12 protein-coding genes are annotated in these 15,300 nt (G+C 65.9%); 6 read left to right on the top strand and 6 right to left on the bottom strand.

What is annotated here, in order from left to right; translation table 11 throughout:
• Window positions 1-9: 9 nt before the first annotated feature.
• Window positions 10-939, bottom strand: a complete 930-nt coding sequence (gene ribF / locus ACOYYX_RS25875) for a riboflavin biosynthesis protein RibF (protein ID WP_422925061.1) — start codon at window positions 937-939, stop codon at window positions 10-12.
• A gap of 158 nt (window positions 940-1,097) precedes the next feature.
• Window positions 1,098-4,400: a sigma-70 family RNA polymerase sigma factor gene (locus ACOYYX_RS25870; RefSeq protein ID WP_422925059.1), complete on the bottom strand. Its 3,303-nt coding sequence runs from the start codon at window positions 4,398-4,400 to the stop codon at window positions 1,098-1,100.
• Between the two features lie 983 nt (window positions 4,401-5,383).
• On the opposite strand from ACOYYX_RS25870, the gene ACOYYX_RS25865 reads away from it, so the two are divergent.
• Complete coding sequence (locus ACOYYX_RS25865) at window positions 5,384-6,400, top strand: DUF1559 domain-containing protein (protein ID WP_422925057.1); 1,017 nt, start codon at window positions 5,384-5,386, stop codon at window positions 6,398-6,400.
• Between the two features lie 138 nt (window positions 6,401-6,538).
• Window positions 6,539-7,063 (top strand): hypothetical protein, encoded by a 525-nt coding sequence (locus tag ACOYYX_RS25860; protein ID WP_422925056.1) that lies wholly within the window; start codon window positions 6,539-6,541, stop codon window positions 7,061-7,063.
• A gap of 32 nt (window positions 7,064-7,095) precedes the next feature.
• On the opposite strand, the gene ACOYYX_RS25855 is transcribed toward ACOYYX_RS25860, so the two are convergent.
• The 3 genes from ACOYYX_RS25855 to ACOYYX_RS25845 form a co-directional block, all read right to left on the bottom strand.
• Entirely contained in the window at window positions 7,096-8,148 is a 1,053-nt protein-coding gene (locus ACOYYX_RS25855; protein WP_422925055.1) for a hypothetical protein, read from the bottom strand.
• Between the two features lie 46 nt (window positions 8,149-8,194).
• Entirely contained in the window at window positions 8,195-10,087 is a 1,893-nt protein-coding gene (locus tag ACOYYX_RS25850; protein ID WP_422925053.1) for a hypothetical protein, read from the bottom strand.
• Between the two features lie 82 nt (window positions 10,088-10,169).
• Window positions 10,170-11,159 (bottom strand): AAA family ATPase, encoded by a 990-nt coding sequence (locus ACOYYX_RS25845; protein WP_422925051.1) that lies wholly within the window; start codon window positions 11,157-11,159, stop codon window positions 10,170-10,172.
• Window positions 11,160-11,401: 242 nt separating this feature from the next.
• Between ACOYYX_RS25845 and ACOYYX_RS25840 the strand changes: the two genes are divergently transcribed.
• Complete coding sequence (locus tag ACOYYX_RS25840) at window positions 11,402-12,187, top strand: DUF502 domain-containing protein (RefSeq protein ID WP_422925049.1); 786 nt, start codon at window positions 11,402-11,404, stop codon at window positions 12,185-12,187.
• 84 nt (window positions 12,188-12,271) lie between these two features.
• Here the strand turns inward: ACOYYX_RS25840 and ACOYYX_RS25835 are convergent, their stop codons facing one another.
• Entirely contained in the window at window positions 12,272-12,583 is a 312-nt protein-coding gene (locus ACOYYX_RS25835; RefSeq protein ID WP_422925047.1) for a thioredoxin family protein, read from the bottom strand.
• 211 nt (window positions 12,584-12,794) lie between these two features.
• Between ACOYYX_RS25835 and ACOYYX_RS25830 the strand changes: the two genes are divergently transcribed.
• Genes ACOYYX_RS25830 through ACOYYX_RS25820 form a run of 3 tightly spaced genes read left to right on the top strand, consistent with a single transcriptional unit; the run spans window position 12,795 to window position 15,257 of the window.
• Complete coding sequence (locus tag ACOYYX_RS25830) at window positions 12,795-13,409, top strand: RNA polymerase sigma factor (RefSeq protein ID WP_422925045.1); 615 nt, start codon at window positions 12,795-12,797, stop codon at window positions 13,407-13,409.
• A gap of 21 nt (window positions 13,410-13,430) precedes the next feature.
• A complete protein-coding gene (locus ACOYYX_RS25825) occupies window positions 13,431-14,465 on the top strand; it encodes a serine/threonine-protein kinase (protein WP_422925044.1) in 1,035 nt (344 codons plus the stop codon).
• Window positions 14,466-14,498: 33 nt separating this feature from the next.
• On the top strand, window positions 14,499-15,257 hold the full coding sequence (locus ACOYYX_RS25820) for a hypothetical protein (RefSeq protein ID WP_422925042.1): 759 nt from the start codon (window positions 14,499-14,501) through the stop codon (window positions 15,255-15,257).
• Window positions 15,258-15,300 lie beyond the last annotated feature (43 nt).

Genomic DNA, 15,300 nt, shown 5'->3' with positions numbered 1-15,300 from the left:
CCGCGTCCCTCAGCGTGCGCAGAGGGCCCGCGTCTGCTCGACGTCGAACCGGATCTGATCGAGCAGGTCGTCGAGGCTGGCGAACGGGCGAGAGGTCCGGAGCCTCGTGAGGAATTCGAGCTCGACGTTGCGGCCGTAGAGGTCCCCGTCGAAGTCGAGCAGGTGGGCCTCGACCTTGCGGATCTGCTCTCCGAAAGTCACGTTCGGCCCGACGTGGCAGGCCGTCGCGATGCCGGGCCCTTCGCCCTCGATGTAGGCCCGAGCGGCATAGACGCCGTCGGCCGGGATCAGGGTGTCGACCTCATCCAGGTTCGCGGTCGGGAACCCAAGCCCCGCGCCTCGGCCTGCGCCGTGGGTCACGATCCCTCGGATCCGATGGGGACGGCCGAGCAGCCGCGCCGCCTCCTCGGCCAGTCCGTCGCTGAGACACTGGCGGATCCGGGTCGATGAGATGAGTTGGCCGCCGATGTCGGTTGGTTCGACGATCTCGAAGTCGAGCCCCGAGTCGCGACACCAGGAGGCGAGGAGGTTGGCGTCGCCCCCTCGGTCGCGCCCGAAGGCGAAGTTCGGCCCTTCGACCATCCCCCTGGCGCGGAACTGGCCGACGATCACGCGTTCGAAGAACTCCCGCGCAGTCAGGCCGAGGAGCCAGGGGCCCGTGCGGAAGACGCCGACCTCGTGGGCCCCCGCCTCCTTGAGCAGGGCCACCTTACGCTCGGTCCAGACGAGGGGCACGGGTGCGCGGTCAGGCCTGAGGAGCTGGACGGGGTGCGGGTCGAACGTCAGGGTCAGCGCGATCGCCCCGGCCGCATCCGCCATCTTGCGGAGCCGCCCGATCAGGTGCGAATGACCGCGATGCACGCCGTCGAAGTTACCCACGGCGAGGTAAGCGCCCTGGAACTGCGCGCCGACCTCCGCAAAATTCTCGAGCGTGATCACCGACCCTATTCTCCACCCTCACAGGGGCTTGTGCAGCGCCCACCCCCTCATGGGCCTGCGACCGACGGGATTCATTATCGCCGTCTTGCCTCGGGGTGGTCAATCCCGCGTCCGTAAGTCCTTGCCGGGTAGCCAGGTTCGGCGTGATGCGTGCGGTCTCACTTCGCGGGAGAGTTGGGGTTGTCCTCCTGGGGGCTTCGCAACCAGTCAACCGCGGCGGTCACGACGGTATCCACGCCCTTCTCGAGATCCTCCGCGTTGCATACGACCGGCACGTCGGGCTCGAGCCCTCGACGCTCGATCGGGCGGTCGAGGAACCCTGCATACGCCTTCACGGGCACGACCACCCGATACAGGCCGTGACGCATCGTGTACACCTCCTTGCGTGCCGAGGCCCCGGCCGTAGTGGTGCCGAACACTCTGGCCCGCTTCCTGGCGATGAACCAAGAGGCCCAGCCCTCGCCGGCGCTGGTCGTCCGCTCATCGACAAGGAGGGCGATCGGCCCCTTGTAGCGCGTCAATGACGATTCATCCTTGGCGGCCGGATCGAAGTTCCGGAACGCGGTCCTCACGTCGAATCCCCCGCCGCTGTTGCCGCGTACGTCGATGACCAGGCCTCGGATGTCCCCGAGCCCCTTGAGGGCCAGTTCGAGGGCAGCCTCGAGGCCATTCTGAATCCGCCTCACGTAGAGGTAGCCGATCCCATCGGACAGGCGGGCCCACGAGACGTTGGCCGAGTCGTCGACCCCTTTCCTCGGCACAGGCATCCTGGGCAGGTAGCGAGGCCCGCACTCGGCGGCGACCTCGACGGTCTCGCGTTGCCCCCGAGGATCCTCCAGGACGAGGGCAACCTTCGAACCAAACGGCTCCTGCCGCACGAGGCCCCGCACGGCGTCATATTTGAGGGATCGATCACTCGAGTAACCAAAATAGCGTTTTAATCGGCTCATTCCTTCATTCAATAAGGTTTCGGCCGGGACCTCATTCGCCGAGACGACCGCCATGCCGACTCGAATCCCTGCCTTCTCGGCGGGGGAGCCTCGGAGGATCGAGTAGACGACGGGCCGACCGCGAGCGTCGATCAGGCAGGCGAACCCCGGATCCCACTCGGGGAGCTTCGGGGCAGGGGGCCTGGCCTTGCCCTCGATGACCTGGGCGTGCGTATCCTCGAGCCGAGCCACCATCTCCTCCACGAGCAGCCCAAACTGCTGGTCGTCGCCGACCATCGCGACCCTCGGGATGAGTTCCCGCCCCACGGCCGCCCAGTCGATCCCCTTGAGACTGAAATTGGGATAGACGCGGCCAAGGTGCTCATGCAAATCAATCAAAGCCTCTTCATACTCACGCTTCGCGCCGGGGCGGCCCTCCTCGCCGGGGGGTGCCTGGCCGGTGAGGTCGCGGAAGACCTGCCGGACGATCTTGATCTGTGCGGGGTTGCCCTCTTGCAAGGCTTTCTCGACGAGCGGCAACGCCGCGGCCTGATTCTCCTTGAGGCGTTGGACGATGCGGGCCTGCATGTCCAGATAGCCGTTCGAGAGCACGAAGGCGACGAGCGAGCCGACGACATCGTCGCGGAGCTTCCCACCCATCCACGAAACCCCATAATAGATCATGTCGTAGCGGACCTCGTGGACCTTGTCGTTCGCGAGCGCGACGACGAGATCGAGGGCCTCGCTCGTCTTCGCATCGGCCTCGGCGATCAGGCCGGGGAAGACCTGGGCGACCAGCCGTCGCACGCCGGGATCGTCGTCCCTGGCGCATGAGGCGAACGCGGGGACGAACGACGCGTCCATGATCAGGGCGATCGACTCGGCCTGGATCCGGCGGAGGGCCTCGGTCCGCTCGGCCGAATTCCCATCAACGAGCACCTTCTTGATTCTGGGAAGCTGCCCGGCGAAGTGCTCCCGGGCGCGACGCTTCCGCTCCCCGGCGGCCCACTCGAACGCGTCGAGTTCCCCCGAGAGGATCCTGGCGACGTCCTGGCCCTTCTCCCTCGTGCGAGGCTGAGCCGACTCCAGATACGGCTTCAAATAGGCCATGATCTCGGCGTTCTGAGAGCTAGTCCCCCAGCCGATCCGACCGAGGTCGTTGGGGTCGTCGCCTCGCATGCAGAAGTCGGCCAGGGCGTGGAGGATTGCCGGCGGCTTGGGCTCAACCACGGTGAGCCCGAAGTAGACGGCCCACCCGCGGGTCTCATGCTCGGTCGGTTCATCGTCCAGGAAATCCGAGGCGTGGTACATGATCTCGACGGCGTCAGGATTCTGGGGCGACCTGCCCCAGACATACTTCTGACCGATCCAGCGGACGATTTCCGCGCGGACCTGGGTGCGTCTCAACCCCTGTCGCGTGGTGGCGAGGATCTCGGCATCCGGCTTCTGCTCGCGGTCGGGAGCCTTCCACAGGGCGTCGAGACGCTTACCGGCCTCGGAGTCGTCGGGGAAGAACCGGGCGTAATCGGGGGGCTCGTAAGGCTCTAAGCTTCGCCATGACCACGTGGCCGCCGGGGCCTTGGCGACCTCGAGCGTTGGAGCCGCCGGCTTCGCGGGCTCGGGCCTCGCCTTCTGAGCCCCAGGCGTGGCCGGTTGCGGCTCCGAATCGCGGCCGAGCGAGAGGCCTCCCCAGAGCGTCGCGAGGGCGATTGGTGCAATCAGCAGCACCTTGAATCGAGCCAGAGACATCCCCCCGAGCATCCCCTCGACGAGTTCGACGACGAGTGGCGAGAAACCTCCCGGCACCGCCTTCCCCCAATTCAGGGCCGCCCCCACGGTCCGGCCGACGAGCGACCCGGGGACGACGACCTGTGCCCCGGCATCCAGGAGCGAGGCCGGGACGATGGCCCCCGGTGCCAGGCCTCGGCGGAGCAGGCGAGCCTTGAGGCGCTCGCGTCCTCGAGCCAGCCGGCTCTTCACCGTGCCGACGGGGCAGCACAAACGGCGGGCGACCTCTTCATACGTGGAACCTTCGAGGTCGAACAGCAGGATCGGCGCGCGATAGCATTCCGGCAGGCGATCGAGCTCCTGATGCAGGACGAGCTCGACCTCGCGATCGGCCGTCCCCTGCGACTCGGGCTCTCGCCAGGGCCGATCGATGGATCGCAGCTCGACCTTGCGCCGACGCTCCATCCTCGACCTGGCGCGCAAGGCCACCCTCGTGGCGACGCGATGCAGCCAGGGGCCCAGCGACTCCCGAATCCAGAGGGAACCGGCCCGACGCGAGAGGATCAGGAAGGTCGCCTGGAACGCGTCCTCGGCCTCGTGGACCTCGCCCAGCACGCCGCGGCAGGTCCGCAGGACGAGCGGCCCGTGACGCTCCACCAGGCTCGCGAAGGCACGTTCGGCGACGTCCCCCGAGCCCGAGACATAACGCTCCAGAAGCTGTCGATCCGACAAGCCCTCGACGTTCCCCGCGGAGAGCAGGGTTCGGAGGTCGCGCAATCCCGCCTCGTCATGCAATGGAGCCACGTCAATCTCTCCTGGACCATCATCATCTCATGACAGTAAAGCCAGCCAGGTGTCGTCGTGTTCCCGAATTCCAAGAGGGATCCCACCGGTTTCGCCGCAACCGAACAAGCGAACAATGCATGGTCGCAATATACCCAACGCACAACTAACACATTAGTACTTCATATCGAGGCAATTCGCCTAATCAAACATGCATGGACGCACAAACATCGCAGCCTATGATTTTATATAATTCGACCGGCTACCGTCATCTCGAGTCATGAACCATACCCGATTGAGGGCGAGGGGTGATCGTCCCATCCTGCTAAATGCGATTGCACTTACAACCCGCCGATAAGGGTCAGCGACTCTCCGGATATATCGACCGCGGATTCATGGAGAAAGGCGTTTACACTCCTACATCCAGATAACTACGCAGGCCAATCCTCGAGTTTCCGCGAGAACGATTGTCCAACAATCTCGAGTCCTCGCCATGATTTGATCAAATCCCGGTGGCCGAGGCCCGACTTTCGCTCAAAAACTCGCTAATTTAAGAGAATACCTAGTTGACACCAATCTGATTCACCAGATACAAAAGAGACGGGTCTGGTTTCCATAGTGCGACCATGAAACGGCATATCAGGGCTGCGTCGTCTGGCCTCCGATTGGGAAGCTACGTCGCGAAAGATCCCTAGAATCTAGTTCATCTCGATATATCGTCTCAAACGTCTGATGATGCCAACGTTGGCGGCGATTTCGTCGAACGACAGGGCAAATCCGCAACGACATGTCGTTGGCGAGCGTACGGATGCGTCCGATTCGGCGGGACCGCCGAGTCGGATCTTGCTGATTGCCCCCGATCCTCGCGAACGACCAGGACATCGAGTTCGTCCAGCATCGCGAACTTCTATTCATCTGCATTTTCTATTGGTTTTTTGACGGACGGGACTGACGAATAACCTTCTAGTATCGGCTCCCCCCCCCGGGGCCGCCGGAGTGCCTTCATGCGCCAAGCGAATCGTGCCTTCACCCTGATCGAATTGCTCGTGGTCATCGCCATCATCGCAGTCTTGATCGCATTACTCCTCCCTGCAGTGCAGTCGGCCCGCGAGGCGGCCCGGCGTGCCCAGTGCGTGAACAATCTGAAGCAGCTCGGCCTGGCCGTCGCGAACTACGAGAGCGCGAACCAGTGCCTCCCCCCCGCCCACGTCGGGTACAACTGGAACGACTGGTCGGCCCCGGTGATGATGCTCTCCCAGTTGGAGCAGACGCCGCTCTTCAACGCGACGAACTTCACCACGGGCTTCGCGATCCCGATCACGCCGCAGAATCAGACCGTCTTCAACACCAAGCTCGCGGCACTCATCTGCCCGTCGGACATCGACCGCTTGTCCAACGGGACGGGTCACAACAACTACGCGATGTGTGCAGGGTCGGAAGCATACACGATGAAGTATGGCGACAACTTCCGCGGCGTCGGCATCGACCTGGGGCAGCAGGGGGGCGCCGGCGGCAAGATCGGCATCCGGGACATCCAGGACGGGACGAGCAACACCGTCTGCTTCAGCGAGCGGGTCAAGGGGGTCGACTCGGGCCTCGATCCGCTGAAGCCGACCTCGAGCGTCTCGAACACGAGCAACTGGTACCCGAACGCGAGCCCGATGGTCGACTACCTCTCGTGCATGACGCTCCCCCCCACGGCCTCGAACCTGGCGGACCTCTCCCTCTCGGGGACGCCGGCGAACACCGATAGCTCGATGGGGAGCTACTGGCACCTGGGCCTCGGCCGGACCGGTGGCATTTATACCAACATCATGACCCCGAACACATGGAGCTGCGTGACGAACAACTCCGACATGAATGGGGCCCTGTTGACCGCCAGCAGCCGCCACCCGGGGGGCGTGAACTGCCTCTTCTCCGACGGCTCGGTCAAGTTCGTGAAGAACTCGATCAACTACCTCACCTGGTGGGCGGTGGGCACCATCGCCAACGGCGAGGTCTTCTCGGCCGACGCGTTGTAATCACGAATTCGCCCCCCCCCGGGCGGCCTCGCGACGGAGGCCGCCCCTTTTCAACAAACACCCTAAAATATCAGCAGACAACATCGGTCGAGGCGGCCGGGTGCCGCCGAGATCTCTCTGGACAGGGGCGAGACTCTCATGAGCAGGAGTCGGTGGGCGAGGCTTTCCCCTCGTCGAGCGTTGGTCGTCGCGGTCATGGCGGGATTGGGAGTGGCCGGCTGCGGATCGGGATCCCAGTATGAACATGCGAAGGTTCATGGCAAGGTGACGTACAAGGGCAAGCCCGTCACCCTGGGGTCGGTCCTGTTCGTCCCCGTCGAGCCCCCCAAGGACGGGGTGATGCAGCCCGCCTCGGGCTCGATCCAGCCCGACGGGAGTTACGAGCTGAAGTCGGAGGCAGATGCAGGGGCAATCATCGGCGAGCACAAGGTCGTCGTCGTCTCCATCGACGGCAGCGAGGAGGCCAAGCCGACCAAGGCCGAGGCCTCCAAGGCGGCGAAGGCCGCGAAGGTCGCGGATCCGAACGCCCCGCCGGCCCCCAAGCCCGCGGCCGCCAAGTTCAAGATGCTCGTGCCCAAGGTCTACTCCGATCCGACGACCACCCCAATCACGCGCAAGGTCGTCCCGGGCGACAATCAGATCGACATCGACCTGGCCGATTGATTGATCATCGACCGAAGCGGGGCGGCCCCCTCTCAGGCCGCCTTGCCCGCGGCGCCAGGGACGGTGCCGGGCAACTCTTCGAAGCCATCGAGGCTCTTGCGCAAGGCGGGGGCCAGCTCATCGAAGCGCTTGGACTCGATGGTGTATTTCACCTCATAATCGAAGCGCTCGCCGCGGAAGCGACGCTCGAGGATCGTCATCGAGAACGGCCCGCGCTGGGTGCGGACGACAGTCTCGAGGGCCTCGGTCTTCCCCTGCTTGACGACCTCGCACACGAGGACCTCGCAGTTCGGCTCGACCTTGCGGAGCTGGTCGGGCAGGCTCTCGGCGAGGCCCTTCAGGTCCAATTCCCGGTGCGGGTTTGCCAGCACGAGTACGTTGTCGGACCAGATCCCGGTGGCGGGCGCGTTGGCGAAGAGCAGGGCGACCTCCGAGGGGGCGAGGACCGGCTGCCAGTCCTGAGGCAGGTCGAGCGCGAACTTGAACTCGCGCTGGACCCAGCGGTTGTTCGCCTTCGTCAGGAGGTCCGCGCCGGTGTTCGGCGCCGAGAACTCGGCCGAGGCGATCAGGGCGTCGAAACGAGTTCGGGCCACCGGATACGAGTCGTCATCGACGTTGAGCGTGAATGTGTACATCTGCCGGTTGGCGATCAGGCGGACGATCAGCTCGTGCCAGAGGACGCCCGTGGGCGGGCGGAATTCCCAGCTCGTCTCGAGCCGCTCTCCCTTGGGGCCTTTGACGACCTCGTTCTTCGTGAGCGTCCCGCCCCGTCGATTCCCACGCTTGGCGTTGCCCTCGATCCGCGTCCGGTACTCGTCGAGGTTCTCGGGGGCGAGCCCAAGCTCGCAGGCGATGACGCCGGGGCGGTCGGGATCCTTCTGCTTGATCATCGCCACGAAGACCCGATCTTCTTCCTCGCGCACGGCGATCGGCCACTCCTTCGGCAGAGAGACCTTCACGCCGAACTTGGGGGCCTCGAAGGGGACGACCTCGGCCTCGGGTGCGGGAGCCGGTGCAGGGGCGGGATCCGCCGGCGCGTCGAGGGCCAGGAGGACCAAGGGGAGGAGCGTGGCGAAGGGGGTCATCGGGGCGTTTCCTCCTGCTCGGGTCGGGGCGAGGCGGGGCGGTTGATCAACTGTCGCGGATGAAGTCGGACGCATACGAACGGACGACGCGGCCGTTGAGGACGTGGAACCGACGGAGCTGCTCGACGAGCTGGCCACCGAACCGGTGCAGCGGCAGGTGGACGATCTTGCGGTCGAACCGGCGGGCGAGCCGTCGCCAGGAGGCGGCCGGGGCCTTGGGGCTCACGACAGCAACGTGCCGCTCCTTGCTGTGCATGAAGGCGGCGGCCAGCAGGCGCTCCTCGAGCGTGTCGGCGAAGTCGAGGCGGGGGTCGGTCCAGATCTCGGGGATCGAGCGGGGCGGGAAGAGGAAGAAGGCCCCGCCGTAGTCGGCCTGGGCGATGCCGGGGCCGATCAGGTTCTTCATGTGGTCGGTGGCGTAGAAGGCGAGCGTCGACTCCTCGGAGTGCTCGGCGTACCAGGTGGCCCGGTTCGTGTAGAGGCGGGGGTCGGCCGGCACGTCGAAGAGGAAGACGACGACCTCGATCGTCCCCCGGCTCGGGGGGATGACCTTCACGTAGAGGTCCCCCTTGTGCCAGTTCCGCAACGTCTCGCGGATGTCGATGCCGTCCATCACGCTGGTGGTGAACTTCTCGGATCGGGCGAGGTCGGCGCCGATCATGGCCTTGGCCTGGTCGCGGACGTGGCGATGGAAGCTCTCGATGCGGTCGTCCTCGGGGGGCCAGGAGCACATGCCGAGCGGATTCCAGCGCTGCTTCCAGGTCTGCTTGTCGCGCTCGGCGGGCCTCGGCTTCAACTCGCAGGAGCGCCAGGAGATGGCCTGGCCCGAGAGCCGGCTCACCATCCTGGCGGTTCCCCAGCCGGGCACGTCCGCCTTATCTAGCCCCATGCGCAGGGGCGCATCCGGCTCCCCGAAGGGGTCGTTTTCCCGGTTGTCCTTGTTGATCCCGGCGTAGGGATACGTCCGCGCCGTCTCTGCGATGGCCAGCGCGAAGTCGTCGCCGGCCGTCTGCTTGGCCGCGATCACCAAGGAGTACAGGTCGGGGGTGAGTCGGCTCTCCATCAAGGAGAGGTTGCGGACGTAACGGAAGAAGACCGAGAGCAGGTGCGGCGTCACGCGCCTGGCGACCCGCGGCAGGTCCTTCTTCAGGCGGTCCCGGGCCTGGAGCACCATCTCCTTGACGCCGTCGACGGAGAGGTTGTCGTCGGGGGTCAGCTCCCTCCGACCCCGCTCATAGAGGCCGGTGAGATACGGCAGTTCGCCGAGGAGGAAGAGGAGCGTGCTCGGCTCGACGTTGAAGGACAGGATCGGCGCGAAGAAGGTCTCGGGCTCGGGGGCCTGCGTCCCTCGCATGTAGGCGTCGCGGATCCAGGGCCAGTCGAGGAGCGAGCAGACGAGGAGGATCGAGCGATGTTTCGTCTCGATCTCCTTGAGCCGGGAGGCCATCCAGGCGATCCGGTCGGCGTGCTGCCCTTCAGTGGGGGGCGGGATCGCGGGCAGCACGGCCGCGGCGAACCCTTCGGGGCTCACCTTCTTGAGGGCGTACGGATCCGGGAAGACGCCGAGGTTCCCTTCGAATTTGGGCGTTTCCAGGTCGATGAACTCGCGGGCCATCCGCTCGCCCATCGCCACGCGGAGGCCGGCGATGACCCCCTGGCAGGGGTCGATGGGGACGTAGCTGAAGCCGTGCGTCATGTCGTCCGGGTCGGCGTCGAGCTGGGCCACGACCGAGATCTCGGGGAGCCGCTCGATCGCCTCCTCGACGTCATCCTGGAATGACGGAGGCAGGGGGACGGCCAGGCAGTCGTACGGGCGAGAGAGCAGCTCCTCCCGGACCCGGATCGCGAAATCCCCCGAGCCGTGGATGATGGGCAGGACCCGGATCCTGGGCCCGATCGTCAGGAAGTCGTCGGCGGTGGGGCGGGGTTGGCTGCTCATGGGGGCTCTGCCGGGTTCGGACTCGGTTGACGCGAGGCTCGCTCACGCGAGATGGGGCTCTCTCAACTCGAGGGAGGCTCGCTCAGATATCGTCGTCGTCTTCCTCTTCGTCCTCGTCGTCAACGTCCAGATCTTCGGCGTCGGGGTGGAGCGGGTCGCCGTGGGTGAAGAAGAGGTCGCCGAGGCCCATCGGCGCGTGCTGGCCGCCCATGGCGCGTCGCTTGCGGCGGGCAAGATCTTCGAGGTCGGCCGCTTCCTCGCCGAGGACGCAGAAGAGGGCCTCGCGCCAGGCTTCGTCGCGGCCGAGCGGGTGCTCGGGGTCCTGGCTCATTCGCTTGATGGCGAACCGGAGCAGGTTGATGCCGTCGCGGGGGGAGAAGTCGAGCTTGAGGGCGTGGGCCTGCTGGAGGAAGTCCACCGTGATCGCCAGGAGCTCTTCCTTGGCGAACGGGAGGTGGTACTTGAGGATCTCCATCTCGTCGTCGCGGTCGGGGAAGCCGAGGGCCAGGGTCGGTTGGAGCCGCGATAGGATGTAGTCGGGGACCTCGTAGGTCGACTCGTCCTCGTTCATGGTGACGCAGACGCGGAAGTCGGGGTGCGCGGGGATCGAGACGCCGGCGACGACGCTCTCGACGTAGCGGCGATGGTCGAGCAGGGGGGCGAGGCTCGCCCACGACTTCTCGTTCATCCGGTTGCCCTCGTCGAGCACGCAGACGGAGCCCGTGAGCATGGCCGAGACGAGCGGCGAGGCGTGATACGTGATCTTGCCGCTCTCGGCGAGCACGGGGGTCACGATCAGGTCTTCGGGCCGGGTGTCGGCCGTGCACTGATTGATATAGAGGGCCTGCTTGCGGAGCCCTGCGGCGGCCATGGCGAGGGTCGTCTTGCCGATCCCGGGGGGGCCGATGAGCCTGGGGGAGAGGGGACGGTCGCGCGGGTCGACCACCAGCCAGCAGGCCAGGAGTTGCCGCAAGATCTCGTCCTGGCCGATCCACCCTTGCTCGGTCGTATCGGGGCTGCTGAGGTGGAGGGTCACTCCCCCCAGTTCCACCGTCTTGGTCGTGCTTGACATCGCGTCTCGCTTCGGTGTCCGGCTCGGCCTTGGCGGCCTTTCTCGATCGAGCCCCGCGCTGGAGGCTACCCGTTGCTCCTCCAGTCTACCGGGCCGGAGGCGTTTCGGGGAGTTCTCGGCGGCCCCTCTTATAAACCAGGAGCCCGGCCGGGGCGGTTGGGCGATTGCCAATGGCCGGATCGCGGAATAACTTAGGGTCACGTCGCCATCCCATCGTCCCTTTCATCCGGAATCAAAGACTGATGGAGCCCAAGCCCTCGCCGCATCAAGACCTCACCGCCGACGCCGAGGACGTGAGCTTCCTCCATACGGTCGCGGGAGCCATCCGCACGCGGATCATCGGCGGGCTCCTGCTCGCCCTCCCGATCGTGCTCACCTTCTGGATCATCTACTGGCTCTATTCGACGTTGCTGGGCCTCGTCCTCACCCCGATGACCTGGCTCTATCAGCAACTCATGGGCATCAGGCCGACCCCCCTGTGGGAACGATTCGCGGCGCCGCTCATCGCGATCTTCCTCGCCCTGTCCTTCCTCTACTTCCTCGGCCTCTTCGTCCGCTCGTCGTTGCTCCGCGCGGTCGACTGGATTTTGCTGCGGGTGCCGATCGTCACGATCATCTACAAGAGCCTGCGCAACGTCGCACAGTCGTTGAGCAACCAGGGATTGCCCCAGAAGTTCAAGCGGGTCGTCCTCGTCGAGTTCCCCCACCCGGGGATGCGGGCGCTCGCCTTCGTGACCAACTCACTCCGGGACGAGAAGACCGGGCGCACCATCCTCACCGTCTGCGTGCTGACGGGCGTGGTCCCCCCCGCCGGCTTCACTCTCTTCGTGCCCGAGGAGGAGGTCACCGACCTGAACTGGACAGTCAACCAGACCATACAGGCGATCCTCTCCGGCGGGATCACGAGCCCGCCAACGGTCGGCTATTTCCACCCGATGTCCAGCCCCGTACCGTCCGAGCCGTCCTCCGCCAACCCCAGGCATTCGCTCGAGCCCACGGAGGAGTTTCCCACCTCGCCCCTCTCCTGAAACGCCGGTATCCTCGCAAGGCGGCTTTGCCTTGCGAGGATCCGAATCCGCACGTCTTTAGATTGGCTCCGATCCGAGGTTGGATCAGACGCCCAGAAGTTCGCGATAGGCCCCTTCGGACCTCAAACCGACGATCCGGCCCACTTCCTTGCCGTCTCGGAAGGCGAGGACCGTCGGCACGGCGGAGAGATGCAGCTTGCCGGCGAGTTCGCGGTCGGCCTCAACGTCGAGCTTGACGACCTTGGCCCGGCCTTCGAATTCCGTCGCGAGCTTGTCGATCGTCGGGGCGAGGGCCCGGCAAGGGGCGCAATACGTCCCGAAGACGTCGACCAAGACGGGGACTTCGGACTGAACGACTTCGCTATCCCACTCGGTCGGCTGAATGACTTTGGCCACGACGCACGTCCTTTCGTGAGTTGATGGAAGGTCAGCGGCCCGGGTTCGTTGCCTCGACGGGCATTGGGACTCGGGCCGACTCGTCACGGAGGATAATGCGAGAGCCAGGCCCCGAGGTGGACATCGCCCGTTGCACAATTCGCTAAGATTGGGGAGCGGGGCGTTCCCGATATCTCCCAACTCCATCCAGCCTCGGGCGAGCGGGCCGTTGATGAGCGAGACCAACGAGGCGGAAGGGCTGCTCAACCGCCACCGCAAGGGGGACGCGTCGGCCCGGCAGGACCTGATCAGGCTGGCGCAGGTGCGGTTCACGGCCCTGGCGCGTGCGATGCTCAGGCGTTATCCGCACGTCAGGCGATGGGAGCAGACCGACGACCTCATGAACGCCGCCTTGCTCCGCCTGAACCGGGGGCTCGAGGACGTGAAGCCGGAGAGCGTCCGCCACTTCGACAACCTCGTCGCCAGCCAGATCCGCCGCGAGTTGATCGACCTGGCGCGGAGCTACCACGGCCCCGAAGGGCTCGGGGCGAACCACCACACCGACGGCACGAGCCCCGACGCGCGACTCGCCCAGGTCGCCGAGGGCTCGGGTTCGACTTCGGGTCGCCCCGAGACCCTGGAGGACTGGGCGGCCTTCCACGAGGCGGTCGGGCGCCTGCCTCCGGAAGAAGGCGAGGTGTTCCACCTGCTCTGGTATCAAGGACTCTCACATGCTCAGGCGGCCGAGGCCCTGGGGGTCGCCACCAAGACGATCCAGCGCCGGTGGGTCTCGGCGAAGCTCCTGATGGCCGAGGCCTTTCGCGGGGAAAAGCCCGTACTGGATTGATCGAATCGAGGTGAGGTGACGATGACCAGCAGCCGCGAAGAGATGCTCGACCTGATCGTCCGCTGGGAAGAGGCCAGGGGGCGGGGGCAATCCCCCGATCTGGAGGAGATCTGCCAGGCCTGCCCAGAGCGGCTCGACGAGCTGCGCAAACACCTCGAGACCCTCGGGCACGCGGCCTGGCTCGACGAGGTCATCACGGCCACGAATGCCTCGGCCCCCCCGTTCGACGCCAAGGGCCATCCCCCCATCGACCTCCCGCGCGTCCTCGGGAGCCGCTACCGGCTCGAGACGTTCGTCGGCATGGGTGGCTTCGCCTGGGTCTATCAGGGGTTCGACGTCTGGCTCGAGCGGCCGGTGGCCGTGAAGATCCCCAGGATCGACCGCCCCGTGACGGGAGAGGAGGTCGACCAGTGCCGCCTCGAGGCCAAGAAGGTCGCGAAGCTGCGGCACCCGCACATCGTCCCCGTCCACGACGTCGGCCGCGACGGCGCGAGCTGCTTCATCGTCTCCGAGTGGATCGACGGCGAGAACCTGGCGAGCCGCCTCAAGTCGGGGACGATCCCCCCCGCCGAGGCCGGGCGGATCGTCGCCGAGATCGCCGACGCCCTGCAATATGCCCATGCGCGTGGATATGTCCATCGCGACGTCAAGCCGGCGAACATCCTGATCGACACGACGGGCCAGGCGTACTTGACCGACTTCGGCATCGCCGGGCTCGAGGAGGAACTGAGCGGGGATGACGGCCACGCCGGGACCTTGCCGTACATGGCGCCGGAGCTCCTCGCCCGGGATCCGAGCATCGACAGCCGGGTCGACCTCTACGCCCTCGGGGTCGTTCTGTACGAGCTGCTGGCCGGCCGTCGCCCCTTCGAAGCCCCGACCCCGGCCGAGCTCCGCGAGCGGATCCTCGCCGGCAACCCCGCGAGGCCGAGCTCTCTCCAGCCGGACGTTCCCGCGCCGCTCGAGGCGATCTGCCTTCGCGCCATGAGCCTGCGGCCGGAGGATCGATACCAGGGAGCCGAGGCGATGCTCGCCGACCTCCGATCCAATCCCTAGGCCGACCGCGACGCCTCGACGAGGACCCGGATCGTGGACGAAACCCCGCAAGACCCCCGCTGGTTCGAGATCGAGCAGGCCCAGGAGAGGATCCGCGACGCCGTCTTCCGCATGGGGATGGCGGCGCGTCTGCATGTCGGCAAGGCATTCGGGCTGCTCGACAAGCCCGATCCCTTCGAGTCGAACAGCCTGGTCATCCCCTTCGACGATGACGATCAGGCCGCCGCATACCTTGCCGATCTCCCTGAGCTCAATAAACGGACGAGAGCCCAGGATATCCGGTGCGCCTCGCTCTGGGAGCCGGGCGGATTGTGGTTCGATGAGGACGAGTACGCGCGCGAGCAGGATAAACTCGCGGGGCTCTTTCTCAAGTTCCGGTTCACCCTACGCAGCTACGAACGCCTCGTTCGCCAGCCGGACAAGCCGCTGCTGGACCAGGCCAGGCAACTATCAGAAGAAGTGGGGTCGAGCGAGGAGATCGACAGGCTCGAATCCCTGCTGAGGCTCCGACTCCGCGATTTCATCGCGTTGGAAGACGCGATCGCGGACGAACTGCGCCGGATCGACGCGGTGCGTGCGGAGCTTGTCGCCTCGTTCGGGGATTTCGCGAGGCGGATGGCCGAGACCATCGCTGGCAGCGACCCGGAGGCGATCCGTTTCGCCAACTGCGGCGTGATCAAGGCGGCCGAGTATTATGATCCTCGGCGCGGGTATACCTTCGAAAGCTACGCCGAGTTCTGGGTCGAGAAGGCCATCCATGATCAAAAGACTTGGGGCCTGATGGATGGGTGAGCCTCCGCCCGATCGGAACCCGTAGGAGGGGCCCGACCGGGCG

Origin of the sequence: Singulisphaera chitinilytica (genome assembly GCF_049331405.1) — a bacterium.
Classification (GTDB): Bacteria; Planctomycetota; Planctomycetia; order Isosphaerales; family Isosphaeraceae; genus PoT.
Note: the sequence above shows the minus strand (reverse complement) of the source record. Positions and strands in the feature narration are given on the sequence as shown.

What these genes read in the sequence shown, in the direction of transcription:
- ACOYYX_RS25825 (WP_422925044.1), top strand. Translation starts at nt 13,431, where the DNA reads ATGACCAGCAGCCGCGAAGAGATGCTCGACCTGATCGTCCGCTGGGAA.
- ACOYYX_RS25850 (WP_422925053.1), bottom strand. Translation starts at nt 10,087, where the DNA reads ATGAGCAGCCAACCCCGCCCCACCGCCGACGACTTCCTGACGATCGGG.
- ACOYYX_RS25840 (WP_422925049.1), top strand. Translation starts at nt 11,402, where the DNA reads ATGGAGCCCAAGCCCTCGCCGCATCAAGACCTCACCGCCGACGCCGAG.
- ACOYYX_RS25865 (WP_422925057.1), top strand. Translation starts at nt 5,384, where the DNA reads ATGCGCCAAGCGAATCGTGCCTTCACCCTGATCGAATTGCTCGTGGTC.
- ACOYYX_RS25845 (WP_422925051.1), bottom strand. Translation starts at nt 11,159, where the DNA reads ATGTCAAGCACGACCAAGACGGTGGAACTGGGGGGAGTGACCCTCCAC.
- ACOYYX_RS25830 (WP_422925045.1), top strand. Translation starts at nt 12,795, where the DNA reads ATGAGCGAGACCAACGAGGCGGAAGGGCTGCTCAACCGCCACCGCAAG.
- ACOYYX_RS25855 (WP_422925055.1), bottom strand. Translation starts at nt 8,148, where the DNA reads ATGACCCCCTTCGCCACGCTCCTCCCCTTGGTCCTCCTGGCCCTCGAC.
- ACOYYX_RS25860 (WP_422925056.1), top strand. Translation starts at nt 6,539, where the DNA reads ATGAGCAGGAGTCGGTGGGCGAGGCTTTCCCCTCGTCGAGCGTTGGTC.